Genomic DNA, 18,047 nt, shown 5'->3' with positions numbered 1-18,047 from the left:
GAAACTGGAAGATAGCTTAAAATATAGGGATCTACCTGACTTTACCAGCTTACTGGCTACTTTAATAAGCCGTGTCCGAATACTTTCAATTTGCATCGTCCTTTGCCCTTGCGGAAAACAAAGAGTCCTCAGCCAATTGGTTAAATTATAAGCGAGCAAACTCAGCATCATCTTTACCTCATTAATGAGGTAGGAATGGCTATTCATTTTGTCCATGTAAAAGCCATTTTTGGCTTCCTTAATGTAGTTCTCCATCGTCCCTCTTTTTTTATAAGCAAGGACGATATCCTGGGGGGAAGCCACATCAAAATTAGTGACAAAAAAGGAGTGATGAAAGAACATCTCGCCAACAGGCCTTACAGAGTGGATAATCACCTTTCTCGGTTTCGACCATGACTTGGCTTGGTAAATGGTTTCTTCGAAATAACATTCTGTTTTTGAACTATTAACGAATGGAGAAGTAGAGCGATATTCTTCCGCAAGACGTTGTAATTGGGCATTGGATTTTAAGCGAATAATGTAGTAAACCGATTCTTTTTCACACAAATCATACAAGCCCGGAACGGCAAATCCGCTGTCCCCACGGAGGAATAAACTCGTTTCTGGAAACTTCTCATTGTAATGCTCAATCAATGGCTGAATAAATTCCACGACACCGTTTGAAGTATAAACATTCCCTGGGCGAAGCTTAGCTTTGAGAAAATCGCCTGTAGCTCCATCAAAAGCAACCAATGGATGAAATCCCATGGTTCCATAGTGAGCATTGTAAGACGAAGATTCCTGATCTCCATAGGTATCGGAATGAGTTGAATCCAAATCAATGAAAAGTGCTTCGGATTTTCGAAACGAGTGAATTTTATCCAGCAACTTTTGATTCGCTTGATTTAAATACTCGATCGATTCTTCATCGAAGCGTGAGTAAAAACGAGATAAACTAGGCTGTGAAGCTAAAGCTGAGGTTCCTATAATTTGTGTAAATACAGGGTCTTTCGTTAATTGATCGGCTGCGTCATCTTCAGAATAACCGCCAATCATTTGATAAATCTTTTGACGCAACAAATTTTCGTTTGAATGGAAATAATACGACCGGGAATCCTTTAATTTCAAATGATCTTTCAGTATCTTAGAAAATCCGATTTTTTCATCGAATTCTCTGAAAAGAAATTCGCCCGTATCCGATGAAAGAGCGCCTCCGTCATTGGACAATTTGATTTTGTGATTGAAATTAAGAGTGATTTGCGATAAAGTAGCCATATAAAGAATCCTTCTTTCTGTTGGTTATTTTCTTGCAGATTTAACTCTAACAGAAATGGGTTCTTTTTTCATTTATTTGATGAAAAAAGTTTTTGCTTCCAAGCTTTAGTTATCGCCATTTAAACTACTTTGTGTGAAAAGCTGTGAATAATTCAGGATAATATTAGTAATATTAGTAATAACACTTTTGAAGAAGCCAACGCAGTCTCAATGGTAATAAAAGACTATCCAGACTTTCCTTCAAATCCATCTTATACTGTTTCAAAGAAGCTTCCTACTGGTGGAAAACAAGGTGCAACAACAAATGTTAAATTTACAACAAAAGTTGAGAAAGATCGAGAGGCTGCTTATGTAGTAACCCTTACAAAAGATTGGGACATTACGGTAAATGGGAAATATGTAAAGAGTTCTTGGAAATATTATGTCATTCCTAATAAAGCAGTCCTATTGGAAAGCATTGATAATGATAATCTTCCAAACCTGATAAAATAGCATAAAGCTTCTACTCAATATTCTTATCCTGTTCAGTTTAGATTAAGGAATGGTGTTCTGGCTGGTCACACCTTCTAACTAAAATACGAAGAAGCTCACTTTAAAAATTAAGTGGGCTTCTTCGTATTTATTAACTTGATAGACTTACTGGGTTGGACTGCTTAGTTAACGAAATTTCCTGCGTCCGTGTTTCCTGATTTTCCATCTGTTCTTTTTCTAAATTTTCTTGAGCAACGGACAACATCAGCTTAATCCGATTGAGCTGATTCACTTCGCTTGCTCCTGGATCGAAGTCAATCGGAGCAATATTGGAAAGCGGGTAGGAGCGTCTTAACTCCCGGATCATCCCCTTACCAGTAATATGGTTTGGCAAGCAGGCAAACGGCTGCAAGCAGACAATATTGTTTACCCCACTATTAATCAGTTCGACCATTTCCCCAGTTAGGAACCAGCCCTCTCCTGTTTGATGGGCGAGCGAGAGATGTTTTTCAGCACCCTTCGCAGTATGTCGAATCGTGTGTGGGGCACTGAAGCGTTTGCTCGCCTTTAAGGCTTTTTTCAGATCCCGGCGATAGTACTCTATGACCTCGATCGAGATATTCCCATTGACCATACTTTTAAAGCTGCCTGAAAGGAGTTGGTATTTAATCTGGTTATCAAAAGCACTATAAAGTAGGAAGTCCGTCAAATCGGGCATAACTGCTTCTGCCCCTTCTGCTTCGAGAAGTTCAATAATGTTATTATTGGCTGTCGGGTGGAACTTAACGAGGATTTCCCCGACCACTCCAACTTTCGGTTTGACCAATTGTTCATCAATGGGTAGGTTATCAAAATCCCGAACGATCCCGTAAATATTTTCGCGGATTTCTTGGCGATTGCCTTTAATCAGCGATGCTTGACATTTTTCCACCCAACGTTCATAAAGAGCATTCGCCGATCCCGCAACTTTTTCGTAAGGACGAACGTGATAAAGCACCCGCATCAATAAATCGCCATAAATCAGTCCGTGCATGAGATCGCTAAACATCGCCCCAGTGATTTCAAAGCCAGGGTTTTTCTCGATTCCTGAGGCACTTAGGGAAAGCACAGGAATATGCTCGAGCTTGGCATCTCGCAAAGCCTTCCGAATAAAGGCAATATAATTCGTGGCTCGGCAACCGCCGCCCGTCTGAGTGATAATCACGGAGGTATGATTCAAATCATACTTCCCTGAACGCAATGCTTCCATAAGCTGTCCGACAACGATAATCGCTGGATAACAGGCATCATTGTGAACCGTACGGAGACCTTCATCGACGGCAGCTTTATCCACCGAGGGAAGAATTTCCATCGTGTAGCCTGCCTTTTCAAAGCCCGTCTTTAAAAATTGGAAGTGAATTGGGGACATTTGGGGCGATAAAATAGTATGGGTCGTCTTCATCTCTTCGGTAAATACAACTCTCTCCGGTAAATCATAAAGTTTTTGAGGCATAAAGTTACGTTTATCGCGCTCGTTAATCGCTGCAATCAAAGAACGGATTCGAATACGAGCCGCTCCTAAATTATTGATTTCATCAATTTTCAAAAGCGTATAGATTTTACCATAACGTTCCAAAATCTCTTTGACTTGGTCACTGGTCACAGCATCGAGACCACACCCGAATGAGGTTAACTGGACAAGCTCAAGATCAGACTGTTGAGCGACATAACTTGTAGCAGAATAAAGACGTGAATGATACACCCATTGATCGACAACCCGGATTGGTCTCTCAACAGGCAATAAATGTCGGATCGAATCCTCAGAGAGAATTGCAAATCCATAGGCGCTGATCATCTCAGGAATCCCATGATTGATTTCCGGGTCAATATGATAGGGGCGTCCTGCCAGAACAATCCCTTTCATATGGTGCTGTCGAATATATTCAAGCGTCTTTTCACCCTGATCACGTACCTCTTGTTTATAGGCCGCTAACTCCTCATACCCTTTACGCATGGCCTCCACAAGTTCATGCTTGGGAATTCCCTCTGGGGCCAGCTCTTTAACAAGGCGTTTCGCCATCCGTTTTGGCATATCCAACGGCAAAAACGGATGGTAGAAGGTGATCTCGTTATGACGCAAAATATCCATATTCGCCCAAATCGTTTCTGGATAAGAAGTCACAACCGGACAGTTGTAGTGATTATTCGCTCCTGAGTCTTCTTCAATATTATAGGGGATGCTAGGATAAAAGATTTTGGTAATTCCTTTATTCACTAAATCGACAATATGGCCGTGAACGAGCTTGGCCGGGTAACATGCCGATTCTGAAGGAATTGTATCCATACCCTGTTCATAGATCTTTTTCGAGGTGCGGGTAGATAAAACGATGCGATAACCAAGCTCCGTGAAAAAAGTGTACCAGAAGGGATAATCCTCATATATATTAAGCACCCTAGGCATACCAATTACACCGCGTTTAGCTTCGCTTTCTTTTAACGGTTTATAGTTAAAAACGCGTTTATACTTAAATTCATAAAGATTTGGAATATCGTTATGACAAATCTCCTTGCCGGCACCCCGTTCACAGCGGTTGCCGGAGAAAAACTCACTTTCGCTCGAGAAATGCTTGACAGTTACCATGCAGTTATTTCCGCAGAGTCCACAACGTTTCATGGTTGTCTCTGTCGAGAAACTTTCAAGTTCTTCACCACGGAGAAGGCTAGATTCATATCCTTCCTCATAGCGTTCGCGCGCCACTAAGGCCGACCCGAAAGCCCCCATAATTCCCGCGATATCCGGGCGAACCACGTCCCGACCGAGGATCTTTTCAAAAGAGCGCAGAACCGCATCATTATAGAAGGTTCCACCTTGCACAACGACCTTTTCACCCAATTCTTCCGTACTCCGCAAACGAATGACTTTAAAAAGCGCATTCTTGATCACAGAGAGGGAAATTCCCGCGGAAATATCACCCACCTCGGCGCCGTCTTTTTGCGCTTGCTTCACTTTCGAGTTCATGAAGACAGTACAACGAGTCCCTAAATCAACTGGTTTTTTCGACCTTACGCCAAGCTGGGCAAACTCTTTCACCCCGACATTGAGGGAATTCGCGAAAGTCTCGATAAAGGAACCACAGCCGGAAGAGCAGGCTTCATTAAGGCTGATCGAATCAATGACCCCGTCTTTAATGACTAAGCTCTTCATATCTTGTCCACCAATATCAAGAACAAAATCCACGCCCGGTTGGAAAAAATCCGCAGCTTTGAAATGAGCAACCGTTTCGATTTCCCCGATATCCACTTTCAGTGCAGCTTTAATCAGATGCTCCCCATATCCGGTGACTGCCGAATTCACAATTTCCGTCTGCGAATTCTTCTTGGCAAAGAGTTCCTTGAGTGCTTCAATTGTCGACTCGAGAGGGCTACCCAGGTTGCTTCCATAATACGAATAGAGGAGACTTCCTCCCTCGCCAATTAAGGCGATTTTCGTTGTCGTTGACCCCGCATCAATTCCTAAATATGCCTTGCCCGCGTAGGTATCAAGATTTTCACGTTTTACTTTATACTTTTCATGGCGTGCTAAGAAAGCTAGATATTCTTCCTCATTGGCAAAGAGAGGGTCCATTGCCTCGCTATCCCCCTCCCTCATCTTACAAATGGCCGGAGTCCGCTCATACAAACATTCAAAAGAAATTGGTTCTTCACTGCGCGAGGAGATAGCGGCTCCGATTGCTACAAAGAACTGGGAATCATCGGGAAAAACGACATCTTGATCCGTGAGCTTCAAGGTCTCAATAAAGCGTTGACGAAGCTCCGACATAAAGTGTAACGGACCGCCGAGAAAAGCCACATGCCCATGGATTGGCCGGCCTTGTGCCAAACCACTGATTGTCTGATTGACAACGGCTTGAAGCACTGAAGCAGCGATATCTTCCTTCGCTGCCCCCTCATTGAGCAGGGGTTGAACATCTGTCTTCGCAAAAACCCCGCAACGAGAGGCAATCGGATATATATTCTGGTAGTTCTTAGCCAGCTCATTTAACCCTGCCGCATCGGTCTGCAAAAGAGTGGCCATTTGATCGATGAAAGCTCCGGTTCCACCAGCGCAGGTCCCATTCATCCGCTGCTCCATCGATTCCCCTAAAAACGTAATCTTCGCATCTTCTCCCCCGAGCTCAATCGCAGCATCAGTACTCGGAATTTGCGACTTGATCGCATTCGTACAGGCAATAACCTCTTGAATGAACGGAACTTTGAGTTTCTCAGAAATATTAAAGCCACCTGAGCCGGTAATCATTAAGGTTAACCCATGTCCTTGGATGGCCTGTTTTGCATCCTCGATCATCCCAATGACCGTATTCTTGATATTGGAAAAGTGCCTTAGGTACTTCTTATATACAATTTGATTATCATCACTAAGCACAACTATTTTCACAGTAGTCGAGCCTATATCTAATCCTACATTTAATACTTTCATTATTTCTCCTCCATTGTAGTCCTAGGTCCACCGGCCATTGGGCATTGGCTTTGGACAGACAGTTTTTTGGCATAATCGGCAATACATTTGTCGATCTCCGTTCCAGATAGCAATTGCTTGTTAACCAGACAGAACATAAACAAGCCAAAGTTATAAGCAAGAATATTCACAGCCCCTATTTCCACATCTGCTATAAAGTATCCTTTCTCCTTCATCTTGGACAAGTAATCCATTAACAGCCTTTTTAGCTCACTAGGAATTCTACATAATGGAGCATCGGATATTGATATGAAATCCTGATTACGTAATTGCAACATAATAATCTTCTGGTTCTTTCGCAAGTTTTCCTGGTAGCATTGACAAATTTTTATTAAATCTTTTTCGATATTTTCTTCCATCTGTTGCTCAAAGAGGGCTTTGAACTGCGGATTGACGATGTATGTTTCAAACATCGTCTCGAAAAGATTCCGTTTACAAGCAAAATGCCGAAAAAGCGTCATTTCACTAACCCCGGAATGAAGCGCAATTTCCTTGGTAGTTACGGCATCATACCCTTTTTGTGAAAAAAGCAATAAGGAGGCTTCTAGGATTTTCTGTTCCGTCGCAGAGATCATTTATTATTCCTCCCCGAAGCCGGTTTTTCTGCCTAAGGATGTTAGTATCTACTAACATCCTTAGTTTATCATTTCCTTTTCAATCTGTAAACAGCCTCCATTTTTCCCCTTCAACTCCTCCCTTATTTTACTTAAATATTAACTTTCGCATTGTGATCTAAATCAAAAAAAGGTAAAAAAATAGAAGGCTCTGAATTCCAAGCCTTCTATCCTATTGAATTTGAAGTTAAGTTTCCTTTATCGTTGATCGTTCTTCCTATTTCGTTTTATTCGAGGATAACATCGAGCTGCATACCGTTTTTCAAACCAAAAGCATTTCCCTCATCAGTATCAACATGCATATCTAAGGCATAGTTTGGGCTGACACGAATAAGTACCCGTTCAAAAACTCCAGCTCGCGGTCCGTCAACAGCCACTTTGACATGATCTCCATCTTTTAGGTTATACTTTTTAGCATCCTCAGGAGTCATATGAATGTGGCGAGCTGCGATTACGGTCCCATGCTCTAATTGAATTTTTCCTTTTGGTCCGACAACTTCGAGTCCCGGAGTTCCCCTAAGATCTCCCGAATCCCGAACCGGAGGTTTAACTCCCAGCTTGAACGTATCTGTCGCTGCTAACTCAATTTGAGTTGCTTTACGAACGGGTCCAAGAATGCGTACGCCTTCCATTGAACCTTTCGGACCGACAAGCGTTACCTGCTCCGCGGTAGCAAATTGACCAGGTTGGCTCAAATCTTTAGTTGGGGTAAGCTTATAACCTGCCCCAAACAAGGTCTCAAGATCTTCCGGTGATAAGTGAATGTGACGATTCGATATTCCTACATTTACTTTAAAAGTTTCCATTTTCAATCTAACCTCCCGTGATAGTATGCCACAAATCTATGGTTCGTAGCGCTTTCATCATTATACTCCTTTTTTCGTCAAAATGTCTTCTTAGTTCGTTTTTTAGAGCGGTTTACAGATAATTTCATGAACCTTCGTTTTGAAAAAGTAATTGGAATGCTGTGGGGTCAGGACAATAGCGCTATCTGCACCATGCCCTGTTCCCGCTATGGCAATCACCTTTTCGCCAAATTCAATCAAGCCCGCATCGAGGGCCATAACTGAGCACTCAATTCCGACTTTAATTCCCTGTCCAAAAAGCCTTAACGCATGGGCCACGATTTCCCCCGGGTAAAGTCCGCCATTTTGGATCCTTAATGCACGATCAATCCCCGCAAAAAGGTGGGTCGTTGTCAACACTTTTACCCCGCTGTCCTCTAAACCTTTTCGGCGTTCTTTCTCCATTTCATCAACACCTGGTCCTGCAAAGCCGACATGATGAGTCACGCAAACGACCTGTACGCCTTGATTCAAGAAGAGTTCAGCTGTAGCCCCAGAGTTCGAAGCAACAATGAGCGTGGAAATACCTAGCTCCTGCGCTCGCTTCAACACTAACCGTATTACCTCCGGAGTATTCTCTGGACCCGGCTCTTCAAAATACTTTACCTCCATATTCATTTTTCTCCTTTGCTCTACTTTCCAGTATTTTTCCCTAATTAAAGACTTTCCATCTGCCAAATAACCTCTCCATCAACGAGGGCAGGAACAATAGGAAGAATATTCGCTGTCGAACAATAGACAACATCTTTCTCAAAACCCAATTCGAGAAGACGGTGCCCATGATCGGATTGCTCGATCGTCTCGAGAAGGTTAAGCTTAGAAATCTGATAAATCATTCGTGCCGCTTCCCCCAAATCATTCAATTGAATATCTTGGCCTAGCGCATCAATGAGCATACCTGCACATAACGTATCAGGTAAATCAAATCGATCCTCTGTTCCGGCACAAAAAATTACGATACCTTCTAGCGAAATCCGTTGTTTAAGATGATGGATCGCCCGTACGATGCTTTCAAGATTAAGAAAGGAAGCCATCCAAACCGCCTTAGCCTCAGCAGCCGCACGAATCGCCCGTGTTCCATTGGTGGTCGTCATGATCACCCTTTTTCCGCCCACCTTTTCTGGGGCATAATCAAAGGGCGAGTTCCCCAAATCAAAGCCCTCGATCCGCATGGACCGACGTTCTCCACCGAGGAGTACACCCGGAATTTCCAAACGCCTTTCAAACGCTTCCTCCGGAGTCAAAACCGGGAGAATGGCTTGACAACCATTGGCTAGGGCCGTAACCATGGTACTAGTGGCCCTTAAAACATCGATGACGATGACAAGCTTGTCTTCCAAATAAGGAAGGACAGGTGTTCCTGCACTAGGTAGTACTTCAATTCTCATATAGGGTCACCTCCTTCGGTAAGTATACGTATAGGTTCAACTGTAGGATTTCTCTCATACAATCTTAATTCCTGCTAATTTTAGTCTAACTTCTCTATCTTTTTTTAGTCCACTCTGAAGACTGGTATTTTTGAACAAGTCCGGGAACCAGAACTTGTTCAGCCGACTTTAACTTCGAAGGAAGAAACTCGATCTTCATCACTTCTTGAAAACCGATACAAATCTCCCGTTCCAATTCCTCCCGACTAACAGGATTAAGCCAGACTTCATCGAGTGCACAGGCTTTTTGCATAAAACCAGTTAAAAAGCGTTGCCGTACTTCCGGTTTCGAGAACTTCAAAAGTCTGAATAATAGCTCAGCATCAAAATGTAAGGGGATTGACCCATGCTGTAAAAGCATTCCATCCTTACGAACTTGGGCACTACCTACTAACTTCATACCATCCACCACAAGCTCGTACCAAGACGGCGCATCAAAACAGGCGGCAGAACTCTCTTTACCCACACCAGAATGGGCGACCATCTCCGCTGAGATCCCTAAGGCTTGAAACCCTTTAAGCAAAGCCTGGCTTATTTTTAGATAAGATTCAATAATTGTTCCATTGACTTGGTCATCCTCTTCTGGCGCAACGACACTATAGGTTAATTCATACTGATGGAGAACCGCTCTGCCTCCGGTCGGGCGGCGAACCACATCGACACCCGCTTTGACGCATTCTTCTTCAACGACTTCCTTAGCATAACTTTGAGCATAACCTAGGGAGAGGGTCGCGGGTTTCCAGCCATAAAATCTTAAAACCGGTTGGGGATTCGTTTCACAAGGCATGTTCAGCATAATTGCCTCATCAAGTGCCATATTCTCTGCTCCGGTATGGATAGAAAAAGGAATATATCTCCAAGTTTTCATTTCTTTACTCCTCATCCAGTCTAGCAGTTTAGAACTTCACCACTATCGTAAGTCGCCATTATTCAGGTAATTCTTGGAGATTCCGCGTAAGCTCCTGCCATGCTTTGTCGATTTCCCCTGCCAGGAGAGGACGAGGATAATTATAGAGCTCTTCCCCCGGAGTTTCATTAAAGTAGGGACGGTTACAATCCGGGCACCCTGAGGTACGGAAAGCCTCACCCGTTTGGAGCGCGTTCTTAAGCTGTTCAAGAGCTAACCCGTAACTCACCACTTTCCCTTCCGCGTAGCGAAAGTTCTCTGCCTGGGCTAATCCTTTCCGAACAAGATAATACCCTGCCTGAATCCTGCGATAATGCTCCATCTTCGGTTGGGGCACTTTTTCTAAGCGGGTCCCTTTCACTGGCGTAAACGCAAAAAGAGCTACAATGATTCCCCGATCCTGCAAATCCTGAATTCGTGTGAGCATCTCTTCCTCGGTTTCCCCCAACCCCACAATTAAATGGGTTGCTAGATGTCCTGGGTAATGTGCTGCTGCTTCCGTTAATAAGAGATACCGTGAATCCCAGGAGCCGTCTTTCATTTGGGCAAAGATTTCGGGTGTTGCCGCGTCAAGGGCAATACTTACATGTTCCGCTCCTAAGTGAATCAGTTCCCCGATTTCCTCGATGCTCCTCGGGCCAGCCGAAACACAAACGGGTAGCTCGGGACGTGAAGTCTTCACTTGACTGACCCATTTCTTTACCTCCTGCAAGGCCTCCTTGTCTTGGACAACCTGAAAACAAAGACGATGAAAATCTGCTTCTTCTGCCGCTAAACCCTTTAGGCTAGCGGAGAATTCCTCGTCTTGATAGTCAGGCCAACTCACACGGGATAAGAGGTCTGCCCTAGCACCACTTTCCCGAGCTTGAGCACAAAAAGCACAATTGAACTTGCAACGTTCGCCCAGCAGCAGATAAGCAGTGGTCGGCAGGGCATCTACTTTCACTTTTCTGAGTCCCAATACTTTTGCAGTACCTAACGAGCACCGAATCATAATGCGCAACACTCCTCTCCGCGTACGACGCTCAAACCTCTCTCAACTGCCAAACGTCGAGCATCCGGGGTAGGTAACACAATTCGATTGAGTCCTAAGGCTACCCCTGCCTCATCAAGTTTTTTCCGGTACTGACCTTTTGGACGCATACAGCCCAAACTCAGAGAAATGTCTGGAAACCGCAAGCGCGCCTGGGCCAAAAAACGAATGACTGATTCAAGCTCTGGCGGTTGTCGGTCTGCATAGCGTGTTCCCGGAGTCGGAATAAACACCAGAAATACCAATCCGTCAAGTCCTAACTCCTCTAGTAAGTCCAGTGCTTTCGCTTCGCCTCCCCATTCTCCGCCCCGCAGACCTAAAGTGAGGTGGGGCATGACTTGGACCTGTTTTTTTAAGTTCTGATAAACGTGAATATAATCCACTAAAGAACGCTTTAACCTATATACTTCCTCAATCGTTTCCTGATCCCCTACAAAATCAAAGGATACCACATCCGCTAATCCTTTGAGCAACGGAATTTCTTCGTCATCGAGTAATCCAACGTGAAAATTGAGATGGCGTGACTTTTTAAGCTCGTGAAGAAGATCGAGATGAGCCGTGAACGGAACCTTCCCCTCAGAAGTACACCCGCCACTGATCAGAGCCGAACGATAGGAGGATCCATCCTCTTCTTCCCGCGGGACTTTAACATCTGCTAAGTCGGTCATTCCTTTTAAATAATGCTGCCCACAGTGGGCACAATTTAATTCGCAGGAGGTACCCGTTAAACTAATACTTTCTGTCGCAACTGGATAATCGAAGCCGATAACATCTGGAAAGTGATTTTTTCGAGTTTCCCAACCCTCATTTATCCATTGTTTCGTCTCAGCTGAAAATTCTTCCATTACCGTTCTCCTCCTTAACCTTTCCTCATTCCCTTCGGGGATAGTAGGTAAAAGGCCGCCTTTCTGGCGACCTTTGTGGGTATTTATAAGTTTACGCTTTACGCCAACGAAGATCGGGATGACGGGCTGCGGCGGTTTCATCTAAGCGTGTGACCAGTGTATTGTGGGGTGCATTTTTCACGCGATCTGGATCCGTTTTAGCCTCTTCCGCGATCTGAATCAAAGACTCGGCGAATTTCTCTAAGGTTTCCATGCTCTCAGTCTCCGTCGGTTCAATCATCATCGCTTCTTCCACGATGAGGGGGAAGTAGATCGTCGGCGGATGATATCCATAATCCAACAATCGTTTGGCGATGTCGAGCGTATGAATGCCATAAGGTTTGAGGTATTTCGGAGTGATAATAAATTCGTGCATACATACCCGATCATAAGCCACGTAATAATGTTCCTTCAGGATGCTCATTAAGAAATTCGCATTTAAAACGGCATTTTCGGAGGCTTCTTTTAAGCCCTCGCCACCCAAAGCCCGAATATAGGCATAGGCTCTCACGAGAACACCGAAGTTAGACATGAAGGATCGAACTCTCCCGATGGAAAGCGGGCGATCAAAATCAAGCGTGTAGCTGCCATCTTCTTTTTTCTCAACGAGAGGCTTGGGCAGATAGGGCTTCAAGAACTCTTTAACCCCAACAGGTCCTGCTCCCGGTCCACCTCCACCATGAGGTGTCGAGAAGGTTTTATGCAGGTTAGTGTGCATGACATCAAAGCCCATATCCCCAGGTCGCGCCAACCCCATAATCGCATTGGCATTCGCTCCATCATAATAGAGCAACCCGCCTACGTCATGAACAATCTTGGCAATTTCCAGGATATTTTCATCAAAGAGCCCTAACGTATTCGGATTCGTGAGCATTAAAGCGGCGATTTCGTCATTGGCCACAGCGCGCAGGGCTTCAATATCAACCCCACCCCGTTCATTCGAAGGAACCTGAACAATTTCAAATCCAGCCATGACTGCCGTCGCAGGATTCGTCCCATGAGCGGAATCAGGAACGATGACTTTCGTTCGTTTCGTATCCTGACGATGGGCATGATAGGCCTTTACAATTAGGATCCCCGTCATCTCTCCATGCGCTCCGGCAGCGGGTTGCAGCGTGAAAGCATCCATCCCCGTAATCTGACCCAGATCTTCCTGGAGTTCATACATCAGTTGTAAGGAGCCTTGAGTCAACTCTTCGGGCTGATACGGATGAAGCATCGTAAAACCAGGTAAGCGGGCCAGCATTTCATTAACCTTGGGATTATACTTCATCGTGCAGGAACCCAAAGGATAGAAGCCGGTATCCACCCCATGGTTAAAAGTGGATAACCGGGTAAAATGGCGAACCACATCTACTTCGGAGACTTCCGGCAATTCCGGCTCTTGTTCCCGTAAGAAATCTGCAGGAAGGAGAGCGTCGCTAGCGACCTCCGGGACATCACAGGCAGGCAAGCTGACTCCAGTCCGTCCTTCGCGGCTTTGTTCAAAAATTAACGGTTCCAATTCTTTCATTTCACTTCCCCCAGTCTGGCCACAAGATGATCAATATCTACTTTACTCTTGGTCTCGGTCACACAAAAGAGGAGATGATGATCCAACTCTGGGTAGAAGCGAGAGAGATCAAGTCCACCAATAATCTTGTCGTTGAGCAGCTCCTTATTAATTTTAGCTGGACTCACTTCCGTCTTGATCACGAACTCATGGAAAAAGGGTTGAGCATAAGCTAACCGCATTCCAGGAAGTTTGGCAATTTCCTGAGCCGCGTAATGCGCTTTTTGTAAATTTAAATTGGCCATATCTTTAAGTCCTTTTTTGCCGAGACCCGCCAAATGAATTGTAAAAGCTAAGGCACAGAGCGCTTCATTGGAACAAATATTCGAGGTTGCTTTTTCCCGACGAATATGCTGTTCACGCGCCTGTAGGGTAAGAACATACCCCTTCTTGCCATTTTTATCGGTTGTCGCCCCGACAATTCGACCAGGCATCCGGCGAACATACTTATCCCGGGTCGCTAAGAAGCCCAGATAGGGCCCTCCGTAATTGAGAGGATTACCAAAAGGTTGTCCTTCCCCAACGACGATATCCGCTCCTAGTTCACCCGGGGATTTTAATAACCCTAATGAGACTGGATTGACTGACATGATGAATAAGGCGCCTTGGTCATGGGCGAGTTTAGCGATTTGCTCTGCCTGCTCAATGCCTCCAAAGAAATTTGGACTTTGAAGAAGAACCCCCGCGACGTCTTTCCCCAAGTGTTGTTCAAGAGCGTCAAGATCCACTACTCCGTCTTTAGCGGGAACTTCAACCATCTCAACGCCCCGTGGAGGTAAGTAAGTTTGAAGCACTTCCCGGTATTCCGGATGAATTGTGGTTGGAACTAAAACGGTTTTGCGGCGGGTAGCATCACAGCTCATAAGTGATGCCTCAGCCAAGGCGGAAGCGCCATCATACATTGAAGCATTCGCCGTATCCATACCCGTCAGTTCGCAAATCAGGGTCTGAAATTCATAAATTGCCATTAAGGTTCCTTGGCTGATTTCCGGTTGGTAGGGCGTATACGCCGTATAAAATTCCGAGCGCAGGAGAAGTTGATCCACATAACTGGGAATATAATGTTCATACGCGCCTGCTCCCAAATAAGAGGTATACTCCTCTAAATTCCCATTGCGTTGAGCGATACCTTTAACTAGCTTCACCAGATCTTGTTCAGCCAATCCCCCGGGAACGTTTAGACTCGTTTTAAGCCGAACAGTTTCCGGGATATCTTTAAACAGATCATCGATGGACTGTACCCCAATCCTAGCTAACAGCTGATCCCGCTGGCTCACCGTGTTCGGCACGTAATTCATTTTAGTGGGCCTCCTCCTCAATAAATGATTCATATTCAGTAACTGATAACAAATCCTCAAGAGCTTTCAAGTCATCGGCTTCTACCTTTACGAGCCACCCTTCACCATAGGGATCACTGTTTAACGTATCAGGTGCATCAATAACGATCTGATTGAATTCAACGACTTTTCCGCTCACCGCTGCAACGATATCGGAAACTGCTTTAACCGACTCAACCGTGCCATACGCATCACCTGCACTCACTGTTGCTCCTTCTTCAGGAAGCTCGACAAATACGACATCCCCTAAACTCTCTTGTGCATGCTCAGTAATTCCGAAGGTGACAATGTTTCCTTCAACTTTCGCCCACTCGTGGGTTTTAGTATACTTAAGATCTGTTGGATTCATGATTTATTCCTCCCTATTTTAATCTAATTTAATGATAAAAAGGTCTGGGTCGTGTAGCTTCTTGCCCATCCGCTCACTTAGCGCTCCAGGGCTGGCACACTTGCTTTCGTAGCAGCTTCGCCAAACCTCAGGGTAATACCTGAAGTGCGTCGCTCCTGTGCGTCCGTGCACCCGCGACATCAGTCCATCCATGGACAAGTCAAGTGGCTACGCTACGCTACGAAAGCCTCGTGCGCCTTAGCGCCCCTACGCGAAAGCGTTCACTTCTGTGCAAAAAGCTACGCTTTTGGGTCTTTTTAGTTATTCTTAGAAGCTTTTTCAGGGTAGCATCGAAATTAGCGGGCTCTTTTATAAAATGGCGTAGGAATGATTTGAGCCTTAACCGCTTTGCCACGAATGATTACATCTAAGGTCGAACCCATCTCCGCTAAATCCGCGCGGATCAAGCCTAGCGCTATATTTTTGTTCAAAGTCGGAGAGAAAGAACCCGAGGTGATGAAGCCTACTTCTTCCCCGTCTTTTTGAAGTGGATAATGCGAACGAGCAATCCCGCGTTCGATCATTTCTAAGCCCACGATCTTGCGGGGGACTCCGCTTTTCTGCTGAGCTTCAAGTGCTCCCTTGCCTACGAATTTCTCTTTACCAAGCTTAACAAAAAAGCCAATTCCTGCTTCCAAAGGAGAGATCTCCGGGCCCAGTTCGTTACCGTAAAGCGGCAAACGGGCTTCGAAACGCAAGGTGTCTCGAGCTCCAAGTCCAATGGGCTGAACTCCTTCGGGGGCACCCACTTCAAGAATCTTTCGCCAAAGTTCGGGAGCTTTATCTGGGGCCAAATAGACCTCAAAACCATCTTCCCCTGTATAACCCGTACGGGAGATAAGACAGGATGCTCCACTTACTTCTCCGTGCTTAAACCAATAGTATTTGATTTCTGAGAGATCGGTAGAGGTTAACCTTTGCAGAATCTTCTCAGCGAAGGGGCCTTGTAAAGCGAGTTGGGCAACTTGACTTGAGATATTGTCCAACTGAACCTCATACCCTTTTGTTTGCTCAAGCATCCAATTATAGTCTTTATCCGTATTCGAAGCATTGACAACGATGTAAAAATGTTCAGTACTATAACGGTAGACTAAGAGATCATCAACAATTCCGCCGTTCGGATAACACATGGGAGAATAAAGAATCTGCCCATCCTGAATTTTGGTGACATCATTGGTAATCAAGTTCTGCACGAAGGGAAGCGCCTCTTTCCCGTTTACATCGACTTCTCCCATATGAGAAACATCGAAAAGGCCAGCCTTTGTCCTGACCGTGTTATGTTCTTCAATCACTCCGGTATACTGAACTGGCATTTCCCAGCCCCCGAAATCGATAAGCTTGGCTTTGGCCGCGTGATGCTCCTCATAAAGAGGAGTACGTTTGAGTTCCGCCACTTAAAAACACCTCCTTAAGATTTGAGTATTACCAAATTCCAGGCTTTCATGAGAAGAATTTAGCGAGAAAACGATTCCTCTGTTTCCCTTAAAAACATAAAAAAACAGAGAATAACGCGTCGCGTTACCTCTGTCCTTTAACCTGAGAGATTCGCCTTTCGGCTTCCCCTTTGGTGTTCTCGTTCGAGAAACTCTCCAGAGCTCCGTCTTTCAGTAGTACTTTTGCCTGAGAGTTTCCCTTCCTAAATGAGCGACATCAAGAAGTTTGCTCCTTCGGCGTCCGGGCTTACCGGATCTCTCCCACTGAAATCATTCGGTGCTTATGTAATTTTCACTATCCATTACATTATACGCAGGCGAATGTTATTCGTCTACACCTAAAAAAAATTTATTTTGAGAATTCAGCATATTTCTATTACATTTTTAGAGCAAGGGTATTTAACTCCTCCCCAACCCGTTGAACCCCCTCAATCATCTTGGTAATATCCTGTGTAGCCTTCGCCTGTTCTTCAGTAATCACTTTGTTTTGCATTACTCCTTGAGTAATCCGCTCAATAATCTCCTGAAACTGATTTAAAATCGTCCCGATTTCATTGGCAGAGCGGTTACTTTCCTCAGCCAGTTTCCGGACTTCTCCAGCAACAACCGAAAACCCTCTCCCCTGCTCGCCTGCACGTGCAGCTTCGATAGCTGCGTTTAAGCCGAGTAGATTCGTTTGCGTGGAAACTCGACGAATAAATTCCAAAATATTGCCTGTCGCTTTCACTTGTTCTTTGCCCTCATACGCTATCTCGGACACAGTTTGACTGATTCCTGCAACTTCTTGAGCTGATGCTGCCATTTCCTGAATCGCCCCTGCTGCTTGTTCAATCGCTTGGCGTAATTCGTCAACCTGTTTCCGTATCACATCTTTTAACTCCTCGTCTTTTAACAAGGAAATGACCATACCTACAGCGATACGAGCAACTGGGGTAACTACTTCAATTGGTCCGGAGATCCCAAAGCTTCCTAGCTTTGTTCCTTCCCGATCGATAGCTATATTAAATCCTTCCCGTTGTGATCCCCCAGAACGCTCTTCCTCCTCTTTCGTAACAGCAATTTCGCGAATCGAAGTCGTCATAATCCTTTGGCTACCTTGATGTACACGACCGATTCGCGACCCTGCAGAATCAGCGATTATTTTTCCTGTCTGGTCACAAACAATGCCATGAAAACCACTTTCCGAATGAATCAATTGCACAATTTTATCGGCGATTTGCTGAGTGAGAACCATCTACTCCACTTCCCTCAAAATATTTAATACAATCTAGTTGATATACCTGATTCGCTTTTCTAAATAATACAGATCTTTTCTAATTTAACTATCTTTTCTATTTTAACTATTTTCATAAATATTGTCTAGAAAAATATCATCAAATGTCGTAAAGAGGAGTTTTAACTCCTTTT

15 protein-coding genes and 1 riboswitch are annotated in these 18,047 nt (G+C 44.7%); of the genes, 1 reads left to right on the top strand and 14 read right to left on the bottom strand.

Translation table 11 applies throughout. The annotated features are described in order from the left end of the window. Positions 1 to 1,254 (bottom strand): IS1380 family transposase (locus VM640_RS03715; protein WP_325390055.1); only part of this gene is annotated, 1,254 nt, incomplete at its 3' end. Between the two features lie 210 nt (positions 1,255 to 1,464). Here VM640_RS03715 and VM640_RS03710 point away from each other — a divergent pair. Beyond that, positions 1,465 to 1,746 carry a hypothetical protein gene (locus tag VM640_RS03710; RefSeq protein ID WP_325390053.1) on the top strand — a complete coding sequence of 94 codons (282 nt, stop codon included), beginning with the start codon at positions 1,465 to 1,467 and terminating at the stop codon, positions 1,744 to 1,746. A gap of 130 nt (positions 1,747 to 1,876) precedes the next feature. Here VM640_RS03710 and VM640_RS03705 read toward each other — a convergent pair whose 3' ends face one another. The 13 genes from VM640_RS03705 to VM640_RS03645 all read right to left on the bottom strand — a co-directional run bounded on the left by VM640_RS03705 (position 1,877) and on the right by VM640_RS03645 (position 17,874). Next, positions 1,877 to 6,184 (bottom strand): acyl-CoA dehydratase activase-related protein, encoded by a 4,308-nt coding sequence (locus VM640_RS03705; protein WP_325390063.1) that lies wholly within the window; start codon positions 6,182 to 6,184, stop codon positions 1,877 to 1,879. After that, complete coding sequence (locus VM640_RS03700) at positions 6,181 to 6,795, bottom strand: TetR/AcrR family transcriptional regulator (RefSeq protein WP_325390051.1); 615 nt, start codon at positions 6,793 to 6,795, stop codon at positions 6,181 to 6,183. Before VM640_RS03700 ends, VM640_RS03705 begins: the two co-directional genes overlap by 4 nt. 266 nt (positions 6,796 to 7,061) lie before the next feature. After that, the gene (pduL, locus tag VM640_RS03695; RefSeq protein WP_325390049.1) at positions 7,062 to 7,640 is read right to left on the bottom strand and encodes a phosphate propanoyltransferase; all 579 of its coding nucleotides are present in this window, start codon (positions 7,638 to 7,640) and stop codon (positions 7,062 to 7,064) included. 102 nt (positions 7,641 to 7,742) lie between these two features. Continuing rightward, on the bottom strand, positions 7,743 to 8,291 hold the full coding sequence (locus tag VM640_RS03690; protein ID WP_325390047.1) for a pyruvate kinase alpha/beta domain-containing protein: 549 nt from the start codon (positions 8,289 to 8,291) through the stop codon (positions 7,743 to 7,745). 44 nt (positions 8,292 to 8,335) lie between these two features. Next, entirely contained in the window at positions 8,336 to 9,067 is a 732-nt protein-coding gene (locus VM640_RS03685; RefSeq protein WP_325390045.1) for a 2-phosphosulfolactate phosphatase, read from the bottom strand. A 94-nt stretch (positions 9,068 to 9,161) separates the two neighbouring features. Continuing rightward, positions 9,162 to 9,974 (bottom strand): lipoate--protein ligase family protein, encoded by an 813-nt coding sequence (locus tag VM640_RS03680; protein ID WP_325390043.1) that lies wholly within the window; start codon positions 9,972 to 9,974, stop codon positions 9,162 to 9,164. A 58-nt stretch (positions 9,975 to 10,032) separates the two neighbouring features. Then, entirely contained in the window at positions 10,033 to 11,007 is a 975-nt protein-coding gene (locus tag VM640_RS03675; RefSeq protein ID WP_325390041.1) for a LipS2 family lipoyl synthase, read from the bottom strand. Continuing rightward, positions 11,004 to 11,891, bottom strand: coding sequence for a LipS1 family lipoyl synthase (locus VM640_RS03670; protein ID WP_325390039.1), 888 nt, complete (start codon positions 11,889 to 11,891; stop codon positions 11,004 to 11,006). Before VM640_RS03670 ends, VM640_RS03675 begins: the two co-directional genes overlap by 4 nt. Positions 11,892 to 11,982: 91 nt before the next feature. Beyond that, a complete protein-coding gene (gcvPB, locus tag VM640_RS03665) occupies positions 11,983 to 13,443 on the bottom strand; it encodes an aminomethyl-transferring glycine dehydrogenase subunit GcvPB (RefSeq protein ID WP_325390037.1) in 1,461 nt (486 codons plus the stop codon). After that, the gene (gene gcvPA / locus VM640_RS03660; RefSeq protein WP_325390035.1) at positions 13,440 to 14,780 is read right to left on the bottom strand and encodes an aminomethyl-transferring glycine dehydrogenase subunit GcvPA; all 1,341 of its coding nucleotides are present in this window, start codon (positions 14,778 to 14,780) and stop codon (positions 13,440 to 13,442) included. Before gcvPA ends, gcvPB begins: the two co-directional genes overlap by 4 nt. 1 nt (position 14,781) lies before the next feature. Continuing rightward, the gene (gene gcvH / locus VM640_RS03655) at positions 14,782 to 15,168 is read right to left on the bottom strand and encodes a glycine cleavage system protein GcvH (RefSeq protein ID WP_325390033.1); all 387 of its coding nucleotides are present in this window, start codon (positions 15,166 to 15,168) and stop codon (positions 14,782 to 14,784) included. 335 nt (positions 15,169 to 15,503) lie between these two features. Then, a complete protein-coding gene (gene gcvT, locus VM640_RS03650; protein ID WP_325390031.1) occupies positions 15,504 to 16,601 on the bottom strand; it encodes a glycine cleavage system aminomethyltransferase GcvT in 1,098 nt (365 codons plus the stop codon). Positions 16,602 to 16,805: 204 nt separating this feature from the next. Beyond that, positions 16,806 to 16,914, bottom strand: a riboswitch (glycine riboswitch). 102 nt (positions 16,915 to 17,016) lie between these two features. Next, complete coding sequence (locus VM640_RS03645) at positions 17,017 to 17,874, bottom strand: methyl-accepting chemotaxis protein (RefSeq protein WP_325390029.1); 858 nt, start codon at positions 17,872 to 17,874, stop codon at positions 17,017 to 17,019. Positions 17,875 to 18,047 lie beyond the last annotated feature (173 nt).

Source organism: Desulfitobacterium sp., assembly GCF_035539115.1.
Taxonomy (GTDB): domain Bacteria; phylum Bacillota; class Desulfitobacteriia; order Desulfitobacteriales; family Desulfitobacteriaceae; genus Desulfitobacterium_A.
Note: the sequence above shows the minus strand (reverse complement) of the source record. Positions and strands in the feature narration are given on the sequence as shown.